The organism is Chitinophaga sp. (genome assembly GCF_017745275.1).
Lineage (GTDB): Bacteria > Bacteroidota > Bacteroidia > Chitinophagales > Chitinophagaceae > Chitinophaga.
The window spans coordinates 567339-584147 of sequence record NZ_JAGHZS010000003.1 but is presented as its reverse complement, the minus strand read 5'-3'; the positions used below and the strand labels follow the sequence as shown (position 1 = coordinate 584147).

Sequence of the window (16809 nt, the reverse complement as noted above, 5' to 3'; positions counted from 1 at the left end):
GCCTGATGGCCCGTTCATAACATGTACTCTGGTTGATACGCGCTACTTATCAATACCGATCACTCTTTTAGCGGAAACAGGATACATAACCTGAGTTTAATGTAAAAGTAAAATTAGATCACATTCCCGGATGTGGTCACACCAGAATTAACCAATTTAATGCAGATATTAACTTGGGGTAAAAATTAAAAACTAGAAAACAAAAAGCAGGACATATGCTATAAAATCAACAACAGCATTACTAGATATCAGATTAAATGTCCAACAGACAATAATATCAGCGTTATAACAGGTAATGGAGCAACACGGAATAATAGCTTTCTTATCTCCATAACATCAATAATACTGCTTTATAGGAAAGGTTAAAATTTGCGCACATTCAATTAAAATTTGCGTGTGCGATCTTTCTCCACCACACACGCAAACATTACCATTACGCGGTGATAAACGCATAATTCTTAATCAGGAACTGGTCTGCGAAACCCATCTTCAGGTAAATCCCAATGCCCATTTTAGAGGCCTGCAATGTGGCATAGGCGGCATTCAGCTCAATAGATTCATTCAACACATGTTCCATGATTTCATTGGCAAACCCTTTCTTCCTCATTTCCGGAATTACGCCTACACCATGAATACCCGCAATGCCATCCACACAATGTAGTATCGCTGTACCAACTAGCTGATCACCTAAATATGCCAGGTAAAAACGAATATCCTGGTATGTTTTTTTGAGGATCTCCCCGCTGATCTGATAACCGAATGATTGTGGATATATAGCAGCCCAGGCGTCTGCCTGCTCATGGCTACGAACCAACTCATAGCGGAGATGTTGAGCGCCTGTAAACGGCCGTCCCAGCTTCAGCGACATCCCCGCCTGCTCAGACGATTTTACACCACCCCGCGCTATTATATATTCGTCTGCGTTAGTGCCGTAAATATCCCAGTAAGGAATCGTCATTTTCCCTGTTGGCAGCGCCGCCAACGCAGCAGTCAGCGTTTCCGGCGTAACATCCTGCTTAAACCACAAACGATTGGGCCAGTCCGAACCCGGTACTTTGCAATAATTATAAATGGGCGTTTCTACAAAACCATTAAAGGGAATACCTACAGTTTTCCACAAAGAAGTGAGGTTGTCGAGATTGGTTTTAATAATATCGATAGGTGCTGTCATATTTTACGCGATTAAATAATACGCCCGCAATATATTACTTATCTCATTTCCAGTTGTTATAGCATGCCATAACAAAAAAATAGGCTGCCTCCGGAACTACCGGAAACAGCCACTGTCTGATCACTGTTTATAACTATTTCTTCGGCTTTGCTCCCATGTAAAATGTGAGGGTGCCTCCATTCATAATATCGGCATGCGTGATATACAGCCGGTTTAATGGTGTTCCATTCAGTAATAACCGTTGTACATATACGTTTTTATCGCTTTGATTTTTCACATCTATCACAAAGGTTTTTCCATTCTCCAACTGCAGCGTGGCCTTATCAATAGCCGGGCTTCCCAGCGCATACTGGTCACTACCCGGACAAACGGGATAGAAGCCAAGCGTGGTGAAAATGTACCATGCACTCATCTGGCCGCAGTCGTCGTTACCACCCAGTCCATCTGGTCCGGGATGATACATCTTCTTCAGAATCATGCGTACCCGCTCCTGTGTTTTCCATGGATAGCCGGTCCAGTTATACAGGTAGGCCACGTGATGCGAGGGCTCGTTCCCATGTACGTAGTTACCGATGATACCGTCGCGGGTAATATCTTCCGTTTCAGCAAAATATTTATCGGGTAATTCCATGGTGAACAGCGAATCCAGGTGAGCGGTGAATTGTTTCTTACCACCCATCATGGCAATCATTTCGTTAGGATCATGTGGCACATATAAACTGTAGTTCCAGGCGTTGCCTTCAATAAAGCCCTGGTCGTGTGTTTGCAACGGATCGAAGTTGGCTTTAAAAGTACCGTCGTTCAACCGTGGGCGCATAAACCCGGTGTTGCTGTCGTATACGTTTTTATAGTTAGCAGATCGTTTGGTGAATTCTTCATAAATAGCTGTTCTGCCCAATTTCTTCGCTACCTGCGCAATACACCAGTCGTCGTACGCATATTCCAGTACTTTGGAAACGGAAGAACCATTTCTGTCTTCCGGGATATAGCCCCGGTCTATATAATACTCCAGGCCATCATAACTGCGATGACGGGCGGTGGTAACGCAGGCATCCAGTGCTTTATTGACATCAAAAGGTGCATTACCTTTCATGATAGCATCCGCAATAACAGATACGCTGTGATAACCAATCATACACCAATTTTCATTGGCGTAATGCGCCCATATGGGCAGCATACGCTGTGCGCTTTGCTCATAGTGATGGAGCATCGACTGAATCATGTCTGCATTGCGCTGCGGCTGAATCACGTTAAACAACGGGTGTAAGGCACGATAGGTATCCCACAGGGAGAAAGTAGTATAATTCGTGTAGCCGTTAGCGGTATGAATGTTCATATCCAGTCCGCGGTATTGTCCATCCACATCCATATAAGTAGTAGGATTGATAAACGCGTGATACATGGCAGTATAGAAGTTTTCCTTCTCTTCGCGGCTAGTGGATTCAATATGAATTTTATTCAGTTCTTTGCTCCACAAGGCCTGTCCATCGCGCTTTACCTGCTCAAAATCCCAGCCTGGAATTTCTGCCCGCAGGTTTTTCAATGCACCTTCTGTGCTCACCGGCGACAGCGCCATTTTAATTTTAATCTTTTCGCCGGGTGTGGTTTTAAAATCGAAGTACGCACGAATCTGCCTGCCTGCCATTTCGGGGAAGTTCTTAGACTGGTCAAACTTGCGCCAAAAGCCTTTGTACACATCCTTTGCATGGTTCTGCTGACCGTATGCTACAAACGGCTTTGAGAACACCATCGCAAAATATTCTATTCTCGTACGTGCCCAACCGTTAGTTTGCCGGAAGCCGGTTACCAGGGTGTCATTCTCCACACGGATAAATGTCCATACGTTTTTGTTCTCGTAATTATAAATACCGGACATCATATCCAGGATGATATGTGCCTGGTCTGTACCGGGAAATGTATACTGATGAAAGCCCACACGGTTGCTGGCAGTCAGTTCCGCGAGGATATCCCCATCTTCCAGTTTCACTTTATAATAAGCGGGTTCCGCTACTTCTGTGCTATGGGAAAAAGGAGAGCGGTAACCACTTTCAGGATGATCTGCCGTACCTGGGTTTAATTGCAAAGCGCCTACGGTAGGCATAATTAAAAAGTCGCCCAGGTCAGAATGCCCGGTTCCGCTGAAATGCGTATGACTAAACCCTACAATGGTTTTATCTTCATACTGATATCCCGCGCAATACTTATACACATCCGGGTTATACTTACCATTCATTTCATAGGGAATGGTATCTGTTTCCGGGCTGAGTTGTACCATACCGAAAGGTACAGTAGCGCCGGGATAGGTATGTCCCATTCTCTGGGTGCCGGTGATCGGCTTTACATACTGTATGACGTTTTCCTGTGCTGCTGCTGATATGGCGGTCAACAGGATAACGGGTAATAAAAGTTTTCTCATCTCGGTTGATTTAGCTGTTAGCAGTTAGCTATTAGCTGTTAGATACTATCCGCTGCATGGCTAACAGCTAAAAGCTAAATAGAGTACATCCTGAAGAGTCAGGATGAAATATTTCAGTGAACAATGAAAATCGTTTACAGATCTATTTGTTCGCGGTAGGCGAATAAGAATATGGGTAATCAGCTGTGTTCGCACCTCTTGATTTTTCAGGAGTAGCGCCCATTTTGAACTCCAGGGTACCGCCTTTCTGCAGGTCCTGGTGGCTGATCCAATTCTTAGAATAAGGTTGTCCGTTTAAAGACGCACTTTGTACGTACAGGTTAGTATCACTGTTGCCTGGTGCATTAATCACCATTTGTTTACCGTCTTCCAGCGTCATCGTGAGTTTGGAAAACAGCGGGGTACCTAACACATACTGTTGTGTACCGGGGCATACAGGATAGAAGCCCATCGCGGAGAAAACGTACCATGCGCTGGTTTGGCCATTGTCTTCATCGCCACAGTATCCATCGGGGGTGGCTTTGTATAAACGGCTCATCACCTGGCGTACCCAGTATTGGGTTTTCCATGGCTGACCTGCATAATTATATAAGTAGATCATGTGTTGAATGGGTTGGTTGCCATGTGCATACTGTCCCATGTTCATGATCTGCATTTCGCGTATTTCGTGGATAACGGTGCCGTAGTAGCTTTCATCAAAGATGGGCGGCATGTTGAAAACAGAGTCCAGCATGTTGGCAAACATTTGCTGGCCACCCATCAGTTTCGCGAGGCCTTGTACATCGTGGAATACAGACCAGGTATAGTGCCAGCTGTTTCCTTCGGTGAATGCATCGCCCCATTTGAATGGGTTAAATGGCGCCTGGAATTTGCCGTCTTTATTTTTACCACGCATCAGTTTTGTTTCCGGATCGAAGAGGTTGCGATAGTTCTGAGAACGTTTTTCAAACAACGCAATTTCACTCTTAGGACGGTTCAGTGCTTTCGCCAACTGAAAAATGGTGAAGTCGTCGTATGCATACTCCAGCGTACGGGCGGCATTTTCATTGATGTTTACATCGTAAGGCACGTAGCCGAGCTTGTTATAATATTTCACCCCCAATCTGCCTACAGAGCTCATGGGTCCTTCGTTTTCCGTATTTTTCAATATGGCTTTGTACAGGTTGTTGATGTCATAGCCACGGATGCCTTTCAGGTAGGCGTCGGCGATGAGGGAAGCAGAGTTGGAGCCAATCATACAATCGCGGTGACCGGGGCTGGCCCATTCAGGCAACCATCCGCTTTCGTTGTATGCGTTGGATAATCCTTCCATGATATGCGCACTTAATGTGGGATACATCAGTGTGAAGAAAGGATGTACGGCGCGGAAAGTATCCCAGAATCCGTTGTCGGTGAACATATAGCCGGGTAATACCTGGCCGTTGAACGGACTATAGTGCACAATTTCATTCTTCGCATTGATTTCATAGAACTTCCGTGGGAACAGCATGGTGCGATACAGCGAAGAATAGAAGGTGCTGACCTGTTCGCTGGAACCGCCTTCTACAGATAATCTGCCCAGTTCTTTATTCCAGATATCTTTTGCTTTTTTACAGGTGGCGTCAAAGTTTTCATTGCCTATTTCGCGTTGCAGGTTGAGTTCTGCCTGTTCAAAGCTGATGAAGGAAGAAGCAGTTTTGATCCCTACTTTCTCACCTTTAGTGGTTTTGAAACCTACTACGGCGCCGGTATGATCAGCCTGTAATTCCAGCTGACCTTTCACCAGTACGCTGTCGTGCCAGATATTAGCTACGGTAAATGGCTTATCGAAGGTGATAACAAAGTAGTTCTTAAAATTGGAAGGTACGCCGCCGCTGTTTTTGGTGGTGTATCCGATTATTTTCTTTTGCTCCGGTAATATTTTAATATAAGAGCCATGATCAAATGCATCTACCACGATGTAGGCGCTGTCGGTCGCCGGGTAGGTGAACCGCAGTTGGGCGGCTCTTTCGGTAGGTGTAATTTCTGTGGTAACGTCGGGATCAGCGAGGTATACACTATAATAATATGGTTTGGCTACTTCTGATTTATGGGAAAACCAACTGGCGCGGGCATTCTGATCAAACTTCACGGTACCTGTTACCGGCATGATGGCAAATTGTCCGTAATCATTGATCCAGGGGGAGGGTTGGTGTGTTTGTTTGAATCCCCTGATTTTATCAGCGGTATATTGATAGGCCCAGCCATTACCCATGGTATTGGTTTGGGGCATCCAGAAGTTCATTCCCCAGGGCAGGGCAATAGCAGGATAGGTGTTACCATTTGACAGGCTTACTTTAGAATCAGTTCCCATCAGGGTGTTAACCCATTCCGCCGGTTCAGCTACTTTAAGCACTGTTTGGGCGAAGGCGCCGTGCAATGACAATAAAGCGGCTGCTAACAGTCCAACTTTTTTCATGAATCAGATATTATAAACAACAAAAATGATCTCTTCGCCAATAACACGCAAAGCTTGTGTAAGTTAACGTGAAATTTTCACAAAATCGATTTAGCACAGGTATAGAAAAAAAAGATTCTGCGAATCCTTTCTTCTGTAATCAAAATCTGGTACTAAAATTATAATTTTTTTTATCATTTGCAAGTATTTCACGCTTTTTTCACGGGTAGGGTCTGGGATCCTGCCAGCAGCGTGCATACCGCGTCCATTAAGCCGATCCCCGTAAGATAAATTTGCCGGGCAGCTCAATTGCATTTTTCTTCAGCGGCCCGCTGTTTTTATCCAACTGGTGCATCAGCAGGTCAATGGCTGTTTTAGCAATACCCTCAATGGGTTGTTCTATCACGGAAATACCGGGAGGGTATAAACGAAAAATATCATGGTCATCGAAGCAAAGCACGGCAATATCATCCGGCATCTTCAACCCCATACGGGCCAGCACTTCCAGCCCAAGGATACCCAGGTAGTTGGTAGAGAAAAAGATGGCTTCCAGCTCAGGATTGGCTTCTATAAAGTCCTGTAGCTGTTTCAGCGACTCTTCGCGTTCCCTGTGATATTGCAATTGCAGGATATATTTTTTCCGGACGGGGATCTTATGATCTTTCAGTGCGGTAACGTAGCCCCGTAGACGTTCTTCTATCTGTATCAGCTTCACATCTACCATTACAAAGGCAATCTTGGTAAACCCTTTACCAATCAGGTGTTTCATGCCCTGTTGTACGCCGTCGAAATTATTGATCAGTACATAAGGCGTTTTAATGGAAGGGAAAAAGCTGTCCATCAGTACTACCGGCTTATGTTGTTGTACCAGGTGCTGTATTTCTTTTTCCATACCTGGTGCGGGGGTAATCAGGTAGCCATCCACCATTTGGCGGCCCAGCATCCTGATCAGCTCTCCACCTTTCTGGGCGTTATTTTCGGTACTGCAGTATACTACATTATAACCCCGGCGCTCTGCTTCGGTTTCAATAGTTTTAGCCAGGCTGGCAAAGAAACTACCGGAAATACTTTCTACAATAAGGCCCAATGTTTTGGACTGCCCCGTACGAAGATTTACCGCCATACGGTGAGGCTCATAACCCGATTTCTCTGCTACCTGCATAATATGCATAGCCACTTCATCCCTGATGCGCATTTGCTTCCCCTTTCCGTTCAATACAAACGAAACCGTAGAAGGGGCCACCCCGGCCATTTTTGCAACATCTTTGAGGGTTAATCTCTTCATGTATAGTGATTGGTTTTGGCAACTATGAAATGGATTTTACAGGAACATTTCATCTAACCGGCCAGTTATATAATTTAAGCGCCCCTATTTTTTTGACAGATTCACTAAAACGGAAATTACAAAAATACCGGTAATTACTACCAGAGAAGAAAAAAAAGGCTATCTTTCAGTTAACGGGTACGGAATAATATATCTCCCTGGGCCACGTTATAGTAATTCATCGGCTCCGTTTTGCCAACTTTCTCACAACTGTAGTAAACACTCAAGTGCGTATGAAGTCTCTTACTCGTCTAACAGATCCGGTTTACGTAAAGCCTGACCATGAAACAAGATTCGACCGGCTTTTCAAAAGCTGGATACGGGATGAGCGGGATCTTCCGTTCGTATACCTGACCGTAAAAATCACGCTGGTCCTAATACCACTGGCCATCATTCTCTATATCCCCGGTATGAATAACTGGATATGGTGGACGGCCGCCATTGCCTACCAGTTTTTCAACAACGTTACTTTCAAAGGTCCATTCGGACTAATGCTGCATTGTACCAGCCACCGGGTGTTCTTTATAAAAAAATACCAGTTCTGGAATAATTACCTGCCATGGGTAATTGGCCCATTGTTCGGCCAAACCCCGGAAGCCTATTATTCCCACCATATAGGCATGCACCACCCGGAAAATAATATGCCCGACGACGATAGCTGTACAATGATGTACCAGCGCGACTCTCTCCGGGGCTTCCTTTTATACCTGTTTAACTTTATTACACAAGGCGTATGGGATACCGCCCGTTACCACCTGCGCAGAAAAAGAACGAAGCTTATGGTAAAGCTGGTCAGAGGAGAATTCTTATTCATTGCCGCCTGCGTGGGCCTGTCGTTCATTAATTTCCCGGCCACCTTTGTGGTATTTATATTACCCTTCGTCATTTCCCGCATCATTATGATGGTGGGCAACTGGGCACAGCATGCCTTTATAGACGCCACAGATCCGGAAAATTCTTACAAAAACAGTATTACCTGCATCAATACCAAGTATAACCATAAATGCTGGAATGATGGCTATCATATCAGCCATCACATCAAGCCCAGCATGCACTGGACAGAACATCCGGTATATTTTACCAAAACACTGGACGAGTATATCAGCAACGATGCCATCGTATTTGAACACATTCACTTTCTCCATGTATGGGCCTACCTGATGGGAAAACGCTACGACCTGCTGGCAAAACATTTTGTCAACATCGGCGAACGCTTCCAGACAGACGCGGAAATTATCTCCTTCTTAAAACAACGTACCCGTAAAATAACCACTTTACCGGAACAGGTAGCCGTGGTTGCTGCCTGATAATATAATATAGCTATAGGTAGATGAATAACGATTTGTTCATCTGCCTATACGCTCATTTCCCTTCCTTTTTTCTTACAATTTCCTTGCATAACTACATTTTAATGAAATAAATACGCAAAAAATCGTAAGGAAACTGTCAGATCCATTCTGTCAATCCTCACAAATCCTCTACCACACTATATTTCAACGCAAATTCATAAAAGTTATATTATATTATCTTAATGAATATGCTTATTCATAACAATAAGTAACTAAATTTGCGCTCTAACTTTTTTTATTAAAGTAAAAAATATGCGTACTGTTACACTGAAAAGGGTTGTGGTTACCGGCTTGGGAGCATTAACACCTATCGGGAATGATGTAAATACTTTTTGGAACAATATGAAGGCTGGCGTTAGTGGCGCTGGTCCCATTACCAAATTCGACACCACAGAGTTTAAAACAAAATTCGCCTGTGAAGTGAAAGGATTTGATGTGGAAAAATATATGGAAAAAAAGGAAGCCCGCAAAATGGATTGTTTCACGCAGTATGCGATGGCTGCTGCTCAGGAAGCTGTACTGGATGCTGGTCTTGACAAAGAAGGAATTGACAAAACCAAAATAGGTGTCATCTGGGCTTCCGGCAATGGCGGAATGCTCACGTTCGAAGAACAGATCGTTGAATTTACGCAGGGTGGCTTTATTCCTAAGTTCAACCCTTTCTTTATACCTAAATTAATATGTGACATTGCAGCAGGTCAGATAGCCATGAAGTACGGCTTTATGGGTATTAACTTCTGTACCGTGTCTGCCTGCGCTTCTTCTACCAGCGCACTGGTGGATGCTTTCAACTACATCCGTTTAGGTAAAGCCAATGTAATTGTAACCGGCGGTTCTGAAGCTCCTGTTACCCGTGCCGGTATTGCTGGCTTCAATGCCCTCAAAGCACTGTCTACCCGCAATGAAGATGCAGAACATGCTTCCCGTCCGTTTGATACCGAGCGTGATGGTTTCGTAATGGGCGAAGGCGCTGGTGCCATCATCCTGGAAGAATATGAACACGCCATCGCCAGAGGTGCTACCATCTACGGTGAAATGATCGGCGGCGCTATGACCTGCGATGCTTACCACCTCACTGCTACCCATCCTGAAGGTTTGGGCGCACGCTTAGGTATGGAACAAGCCCTGGAAGATGCAGGTATCACTACTGCTGATGTAGATTACGTAAACTCCCACACTACTTCCACTCCAGTAGGAGACCTCAGCGAGCTGAAAGCTATCGTGGCTGCTTTTGGTGATCATGCACCAAAACTCAATATCAGTGCTACCAAATCCATGACAGGTCACCTGTTGGGAGCTGCCGGCGCTATTGAAGCCATTGCATGTATCAAGGCTACCCAGGAAGATATCGTTCCGCCTACCATCAACACTACCGTGCTGGGCGAAGGTATCCCTACCAATCTGAACCTGACACTGGGTACTGCACAAAAACGCGAAGTAAACGTTGCTATGAGCAATACCTTCGGTTTTGGTGGTCACAATGCCATCGTAGTATTCAAAAAATATATTGGTTAAGCATAAAGCTTAAAGCAGAAAGCAAAAAGCTATTAGCGCGAATGATAGAAGCGATTGATTATTAAATCTTCGCTAATATCATTCGCGCTAATAGCTTTTTGCTTTCTGCTTTAAGCTTTATGCTTTCACAATAATGGTGTAGCTTAGTAGTTTAATATTATGGCAAAGAAAAAAGAGAATGTACCCGCTACTTCCGTTGCGCAAGCCCCGGCAGATGAACAAATAGCCATCTTTGGCGCCCGGGAGCATAACCTGAAAAACCTGGACCTGGAGTTGCCCAAAAATAAACTGGTTGTCATCACTGGCATCAGTGGCAGCGGTAAATCATCACTCGCATTTGATACCGTTTATGCTGAAGGACAACGCCGCTACATGGAGAGCTTTTCCGCTTATGCCCGCCAGTTTATCGGTGACATGGAAAGACCCGATGTGGATAAAATCACCGGCCTTTCTCCCGTTATTTCTATAGAACAAAAAACCACTAATAAGAACCCTCGTTCTACCGTTGGTACTATTACGGAGATATACGACTTCCTGCGCTTGCTATATGCACGCGCCGGCACCGCTTACTCCTATAACACCAATAAACCGATGACACGCTTCTCGGAAGAGGAAATCCTGGCGCACCTTTTCAAACATTACAATAATAAAAAGCTGGCCATCCTCGCCCCATTGGTGCGCGGACGCAAAGGCCACTACCGGGAACTGTTTGAACAGGTACGCAAACAAGGCTACCTCAAAGTGCGCGTGGACGGAGAAATACAGGACCTGAAAGAAAGAATGCAGGTGGATCGTTACAAAATCCACGACATCGAACTGGTGATAGACCGCATACAGGTACAGGAAAACGCCCGTACCCGCATCAGCCAGAGTGTGCAAAAAGCGCTCACCATGGGCAAAGGACTGCTGTTTATCATGGACCATGATACCAATAAGGTGAGCCAGTACAGTAAACAACTGATGTGTGAAGATACCGGCCTTTCCTACGAAGAGCCCAGTCCCAACACCTTCTCCTTTAACTCTCCCTATGGTGCCTGTCCCCGCTGTAAAGGTCTTGGTAGCATTTACCAGATCAATATGGACGAAATCATTCCGGATTACAGCATATCCATCACCGATGGCGGTCTCAAACCACTGGGTGAAGCCCGCGATACCTTTACCTTCAAACAGGTACAGCAACTCGCGAAGAAATATAAGTTCTCCTTAACCGGCCCTATTTCCGCCATCCCGCAAAAAGCCCTCAACGTATTGTTGTTCGGCGATGAAAACGGGAAGCTGGAAGTAGACATGAACTACGACGAAGGCAGCGGCAACACTGAATACGCCACCGAATACGAAGGTGTTGTAAACATGGTCCGTCGCTATTTCAATGACACCTCTTCCGATCACGTGCGTAGCTGGGCCGAAGGCTTTATGCAACTCAGCACCTGCCCGGAATGTAATGGCGCCCGTCTCAAAAAAGAAAGCCTGTTCTTTAAGATCGATGAGAAAAATATCTCCGAACTGGGAAACATGGACCTGGATAAGCTCCTGGCCTGGTTTGGTAATATCGAAGACCGTCTTGAGAAAAAACAAAATGCCATCGCTAAAGATATCCTCAAAGAAATCCGCGAGCGACTCGGCTTCCTGCTCAATGTAGGCCTGAACTACCTGACACTGAACCGCCCTACCCGCACCCTGAGTGGTGGCGAATCACAGCGTATCCGACTGGCCACCCAGATCGGATCACAACTGATGGGGATCACCTATATCCTCGATGAACCGAGTATAGGCCTGCACCAGCGCGATAATATGCAACTGATTGATGCCCTCCGTAACCTGAAAGACATGGGGAATACCGTGATTGTGGTAGAACATGATAAAGACATCATGCTCCACGCCGATCACCTGGTAGATATTGGTCCCGGTGCCGGCAAACACGGCGGACAAATCATTGCACAAGGCACACCCGCTGCCATACTCAAACTCAATACGCCTACCGCCGGCTACCTCAATGGTAAAACAGCTGCAGAAATACCTGCCCGCCGCAAAGGCAACGGAAACTTCCTGGAGCTGAAAGGCGCGTCCGGCAACAACCTGAAGAATGTAAACCTGAAACTGCCCCTCGGCACTTTCATCTGCGTGACCGGCGTTTCCGGCAGTGGTAAATCTACCCTGATCAACGAAACCCTGTATCCCATTCTCTCTAAACATGCGTACGACTCCAAAACAGTACCCATGCCCTACAAAAGCATCAAGGGACTGGAGTTTATAGATAAGGTGATTGAAATTGATCAATCGCCTATTGGTCGTACCCCACGTAGCAACCCTGCCACCTATTGTGGCTTCTTCACCGATATCAGGACCTTATTCGCCTCCGTACCGGAAGCCAAGATCAGGGGATACAATGCAGGCCGTTTTTCATTCAACGTGAAAACCGGTCGCTGTGATGTTTGTGAAGGCGGTGGTATGCGCGTCATAGAAATGAACTTCCTCCCCGATGTATATGTACATTGCGAGAAGTGTAATGGTCGCCGTTACAACCGCGAAACACTGGAGATACGCTATAAGGGCAAGTCCATCTCCGATGTACTGGATATGACGGTAGATGAAGCCGTGGAATTTTTCCAGCCGGTACCCTGGATTTACCGCAAAATAAAAACCCTGCAGGATGTAGGACTGGGCTATATTACACTCGGACAATCCGCAGTAACCCTCTCCGGAGGAGAAGCCCAACGAGTGAAACTGGCTACCGAACTTTCCAAGAAAGATACCGGCAAGACCATTTATATCCTCGATGAACCTACTACAGGGCTGCATTTCCAGGATATACAACTGCTCCAGAAAGTATTAAATAAACTGGTAGATCGTGGCAACACCGTACTGGTCATAGAACACAACCTGGACGTCATCAAAATGGCGGATTATATTGTAGACCTGGGGCCGGAAGGCGGCGGTGGCGGCGGTACCATTTTATGTACCGGTACACCGGAACAGGTAAGCACCTGTAAGGACAGCCATACCGCCCGATTCCTCAAAAAGGAGCTGGGAATTTAATATCTTGCCAACTTGTAAGCAATCAATGAAAAGGATTTACCAGATATTACTCACAGGTTTCATTTTCGCCGGCATCATTGCCTGCGAAAATGAAACCAAAGTATGCGATCAAACATTGCGCAATGATCTGCATATCCACTTTAAGCGCGATAGCGCCAATGGCGCATTTATCAGGGATACCGTTATGCCTAAGGTAACGGCATATGCCCTGACAAAGGATTCGCTTTACAGGAAACAACCGGCGTCTGATATATTCTTTCCTCTTTCTCCTGTATCAGATAGCAGCAAGTTTTACCTGAAGGTAGATTCTACTGCAGTAGCGGATACCCTCACTTTCAAGTATTCGCGTGTAAAACATTTCATCTCTCCGGGTTGTGGATTTGGTACCTACTTCAACCTGGATACCGTTCTTACAACCAAACATACCATCGGGTATATTCAGATTAATAATAAGTCCGTAACCAGCAGCAATGACACGCATCTTCTATTATATTTCCTTGTCAGTCAGTAGTATTCTCTTTACTGTTGCTGCTGTTGCTCAAAATAAGCCGGCAGCCGTTAAAACGGATACCCTGCACAAAAGCATAAAAGCAGATACCACCCATAAAATGGTGGTGGACTCTGCACATAAAGTAATTACTCCCATTAAAGACAGCTCCTGGTACATTCCGGGTGGTTTACGTATAGGCGTGGATTTGAGCCGTATCGTTTCTGCCATCTACTATCCATACCGTAAAGAAGTAACCATCGTTGCAGATGCCCGCATCAACAGTAATTTATATGCTGCCGTTGAATTAGGATACACCAACACTCCTTATAAAGACAGCAACTACACTTACAAAGGCAATGGTATGTTTATAACAGCAGGAGTAGACTATAACTTCCTGAAAAGACAATATCCAACAGAGAAAAATATGTTCTATGGCGGGATCCGTTACGGATTCTCTCACTTCTCCTACGAAGTGCCTACCTACAAAATGAAAAGCTCCTATTGGGGCGATCAGCTGACCGGCAGCGTTCCTAAAACAAATGTAAACGCACACTGGGTGGAGCTGGTAGTAGGGATGAAAGCAGAAGTACTGAAGAACTTCTTCATGGGCTGGAATATCCGCGAACGTATTCTCATCAACAATGTAAAAACAACCGACTTCACCCCACTCGTGATTCCTGGCTTTGGAAATGGTTCCAAGCGATCCGTATTTGATGTGCAATACACCGTTTCTTACGTGATTCCTTTCTATCGCCTGAAAGAACATGCTCCCCGGGTGGAGGTTAAACAGAAAAAAATACCGAAAAGATAAGCTGAAAGCATAAAGCGGAAAGCATAAAGCTATTATAGCGAATGATTAAAGCGAATATCCGCTCTCATCATTCGCTATAATAGCTTTATGCTTTCCGCTTTATGCTTTCAGCTCCTCAACATCTCAATATGCGGAATCCCATCTTCCAGGTAAGTATCACTGGTTTGCTCAAAGCCCAGGGATGTATAAAACCGCTGTAAATATTGCTGCGCACCTATTTTTATAGGCACCTTGCCATAATGCTCCTGCAACGCCAGTATAGAACGCTCCATCAGCTCCCGGCCTGCACCTTTGCCACGTGCCAGCGGGGAAGTCACCACACGACCAATAGAAGCCTCTGTGTACTTGATACCCGGCGCAAAAAGACGGGTATAAGCCAGCAACTGTCCCTGCTCATCTGTTCCCATGAAATGCAGCGCTTTCTGATCAGTATTATCCAAATCCTGGTAAGCGCAATTTTGCTCTATAATAAATACTTCGCTTCTCAAACGCAAAATGGCATAGAGCTCTGCTACGGTTAGTTCCTCAAAGGTTTTTATCTTCCAAATCATACCCTCAATTTGCATATAAATTTACTGGATGCTTTCAATAATACTATTATTTTTATGCCGACAGACGAATATTTAGCCCAATCGTGCAAACCATGACAGACAAGCAAACGCCGTTCCTCTCCATGGAACATATCACCGTAAGGTACCTCGACAAAACATTATTCGATACCCTTAGCTGGCAGATCAACAAAGGAGAGCAATGGGCCATTACCGGCCCCAGTGGCGCTGGTAAAACCGCCCTGCTAAATACGATACTTGGTAAATTCAATATCATTAATGGTAGCATTCATTACCATTTTTATGACGATTATTGCAGCCACCACACCATCACGGATCCCTGGTTCAACTACCGCAACCTGATCAGCATGGTAGGGCACCACCATACTTTCCGGAACCTTTCCAATACTACCACCGACTTCTATTATCAGCAACGCTTCAATAGCATGGATGCCGATAATTCACCTACAGTGATGGAATACCTGGAAATCAATACCGTGCCCTCGTTGGTAAAGGCGTTGCGCATTGAGCCCCTGCTCGAAAAGCGGCTCATTAAATTATCCAACGGCGAAACCCGACGCGTAATGATCGCCCGCGCGCTCCTGCAACAACCACAACTGCTGATGCTGGATAATCCTTACATCGGCCTGGATGTGCAAGCCCGCAAAGATTTCAGCCACATGATCAATGAAATTATTGCCGCCGGTACCACCGTTTTGCTGGCAACTACCCCCACTGAAATCCCCGATCATATTACCCATGTACTCACGCTGGATAATGGCACTATTACCGGGAAATATACCCGCGAAGCATTTCTTGAGTTGCCGTTACCGGCGCCGGTAACCGCCTCCTTGCCAGCCATGGCAACAGACAAGATCGCCGCCCTGGTACAAAACAGTACCGGCAATACCTTTGAAACGATTGTCCGCATGGAAGATATCCATATTAAATATGGCGAAAATACTATCCTCCATGGCATCAACTGGACCGTAAAACCCAACGACAAATGGGCGCTACTGGGGCCCAATGGTGCCGGTAAATCTACCTTACTGAGCCTGATCAACGGCGATAACCCACAGGCCTATGCCAATAAGCTATGGCTGTTCGATCGCAAACGGGGCAGCGGGGAAAGCATCTGGGATATTAAAAAGAAGATTGGCTTTGTATCGCCGGAACTGCATCAATACTTTACTTCCCGCGATAACTGCCTCAAAGTAGTATGCTCCGGGTTTTCTGATGTGATAGGTAGCACCAGGCCCGCTACACCGGAACAATTGCAAATTGCCAACGACTGGATGAGTGTACTCGATATATCCGAACATGCCAACGCACCTTTTAAACTGGTGTCTGAAAGCGCCCAGCGTCTTACCTTGCTGGCACGCGCCCTGGTGAAAAATCCTCCACTGTTAATCTTTGATGAACCTTGCCAGGGATTGGATGCACAACAAAAAATACACTTCAAACAAGTTATAGAACAACTGTGCGCTCACATGCCCGTTACGCTGATCTTTGTTACGCACTACGAAGAAGAGCTGCCTGATTGTGTAGATAAGTTTATCCGCCTGCAAAAAGGCGAAATGGTTTAACAGTTACTAGCTTCCAGCCTTTAGCTTTTAGCAAAATGCAGCGAAGATCATCATATGTTGGTCTTCGCTGCATTTTGCTAAAAGCTAACCGCTAATGGCCAAAAGCTGCCCCAACGCCCCATGTCAATAAATTTCCCGACATTCGCA

11 protein-coding genes are annotated in these 16809 nt (G+C 45.6%); 6 read left to right on the top strand and 5 right to left on the bottom strand.

Features of this window, described 5'->3' with window-relative positions:
- Positions 1 to 433 precede the first annotated feature (433 nt).
- From J7623_RS11910 to J7623_RS11895, 4 genes are all read right to left on the bottom strand, one after another.
- A complete protein-coding gene (locus J7623_RS11910; RefSeq protein WP_291920485.1) occupies positions 434 to 1171 on the bottom strand; it encodes a GNAT family N-acetyltransferase in 738 nt (245 codons plus the stop codon).
- A 133-nt stretch (positions 1172 to 1304) separates the two neighbouring features.
- Positions 1305 to 3587 (bottom strand): GH92 family glycosyl hydrolase, encoded by a 2283-nt coding sequence (locus J7623_RS11905; RefSeq protein ID WP_291920483.1) that lies wholly within the window; start codon positions 3585 to 3587, stop codon positions 1305 to 1307.
- Positions 3588 to 3729: 142 nt separating this feature from the next.
- Complete coding sequence (locus tag J7623_RS11900) at positions 3730 to 6024, bottom strand: GH92 family glycosyl hydrolase (protein ID WP_291920481.1); 2295 nt, start codon at positions 6022 to 6024, stop codon at positions 3730 to 3732.
- A gap of 247 nt (positions 6025 to 6271) precedes the next feature.
- Complete coding sequence (locus J7623_RS11895) at positions 6272 to 7288, bottom strand: substrate-binding domain-containing protein (protein ID WP_291920479.1); 1017 nt, start codon at positions 7286 to 7288, stop codon at positions 6272 to 6274.
- 272 nt (positions 7289 to 7560) lie between these two features.
- Between J7623_RS11895 and J7623_RS11890 the strand changes: the two genes are divergently transcribed.
- The 5 genes from J7623_RS11890 (at position 7561) to J7623_RS11870 (ending at position 14528) form a co-directional block, all read left to right on the top strand.
- Positions 7561 to 8634 carry a fatty acid desaturase gene (locus J7623_RS11890; protein ID WP_291920477.1) on the top strand — a complete coding sequence of 358 codons (1074 nt, stop codon included), beginning with the start codon at positions 7561 to 7563 and terminating at the stop codon, positions 8632 to 8634.
- Positions 8635 to 8928: 294 nt separating this feature from the next.
- Positions 8929 to 10191 carry a beta-ketoacyl-ACP synthase II gene (gene fabF, locus J7623_RS11885; RefSeq protein WP_291920475.1) on the top strand — a complete coding sequence of 421 codons (1263 nt, stop codon included), beginning with the start codon at positions 8929 to 8931 and terminating at the stop codon, positions 10189 to 10191.
- A gap of 159 nt (positions 10192 to 10350) precedes the next feature.
- Positions 10351 to 13227, top strand: coding sequence for an excinuclease ABC subunit UvrA (gene uvrA / locus J7623_RS11880; RefSeq protein WP_291920473.1), 2877 nt, complete (start codon positions 10351 to 10353; stop codon positions 13225 to 13227).
- Between the two features lie 25 nt (positions 13228 to 13252).
- Complete coding sequence (locus J7623_RS11875) at positions 13253 to 13738, top strand: DUF6452 family protein (protein ID WP_291920471.1); 486 nt, start codon at positions 13253 to 13255, stop codon at positions 13736 to 13738.
- Positions 13698 to 14528: a DUF6048 family protein gene (locus J7623_RS11870; protein WP_291920469.1), complete on the top strand. Its 831-nt coding sequence runs from the start codon at positions 13698 to 13700 to the stop codon at positions 14526 to 14528. Before J7623_RS11875 ends, J7623_RS11870 begins: the two co-directional genes overlap by 41 nt.
- A 107-nt stretch (positions 14529 to 14635) precedes the next feature.
- On the opposite strand, the gene J7623_RS11865 is transcribed toward J7623_RS11870, so the two are convergent.
- The gene (locus tag J7623_RS11865) at positions 14636 to 15079 is read right to left on the bottom strand and encodes a GNAT family N-acetyltransferase (RefSeq protein ID WP_291920467.1); all 444 of its coding nucleotides are present in this window, start codon (positions 15077 to 15079) and stop codon (positions 14636 to 14638) included.
- Between the two features lie 92 nt (positions 15080 to 15171).
- Between J7623_RS11865 and J7623_RS11860 the strand changes: the two genes are divergently transcribed.
- The gene (locus J7623_RS11860; RefSeq protein WP_291920465.1) at positions 15172 to 16662 is read left to right on the top strand and encodes an ATP-binding cassette domain-containing protein; all 1491 of its coding nucleotides are present in this window, start codon (positions 15172 to 15174) and stop codon (positions 16660 to 16662) included.
- Positions 16663 to 16809 lie beyond the last annotated feature (147 nt).

Bases quoted from the DNA above. Each gene is read 5' to 3' on its own strand.
- J7623_RS11910 (WP_291920485.1), bottom strand. From the start codon at position 1,171: ATGACAGCACCTATCGATATTATTAAAACCAATCTCGACAACCTCACT.
- J7623_RS11860 (WP_291920465.1), top strand. From the start codon at position 15,172: ATGACAGACAAGCAAACGCCGTTCCTCTCCATGGAACATATCACCGTA.
- J7623_RS11865 (WP_291920467.1), bottom strand. From the start codon at position 15,079: ATGATTTGGAAGATAAAAACCTTTGAGGAACTAACCGTAGCAGAGCTC.
- J7623_RS11900 (WP_291920481.1), bottom strand. From the start codon at position 6,024: ATGAAAAAAGTTGGACTGTTAGCAGCCGCTTTATTGTCATTGCACGGC.
- uvrA (WP_291920473.1), top strand. From the start codon at position 10,351: ATGGCAAAGAAAAAAGAGAATGTACCCGCTACTTCCGTTGCGCAAGCC.
- J7623_RS11870 (WP_291920469.1), top strand. From the start codon at position 13,698: ATGACACGCATCTTCTATTATATTTCCTTGTCAGTCAGTAGTATTCTC.
- J7623_RS11905 (WP_291920483.1), bottom strand. From the start codon at position 3,587: ATGAGAAAACTTTTATTACCCGTTATCCTGTTGACCGCCATATCAGCA.
- J7623_RS11890 (WP_291920477.1), top strand. From the start codon at position 7,561: ATGAAGTCTCTTACTCGTCTAACAGATCCGGTTTACGTAAAGCCTGAC.
- fabF (WP_291920475.1), top strand. From the start codon at position 8,929: ATGCGTACTGTTACACTGAAAAGGGTTGTGGTTACCGGCTTGGGAGCA.
- J7623_RS11875 (WP_291920471.1), top strand. From the start codon at position 13,253: ATGAAAAGGATTTACCAGATATTACTCACAGGTTTCATTTTCGCCGGC.
- J7623_RS11895 (WP_291920479.1), bottom strand. From the start codon at position 7,288: ATGAAGAGATTAACCCTCAAAGATGTTGCAAAAATGGCCGGGGTGGCC.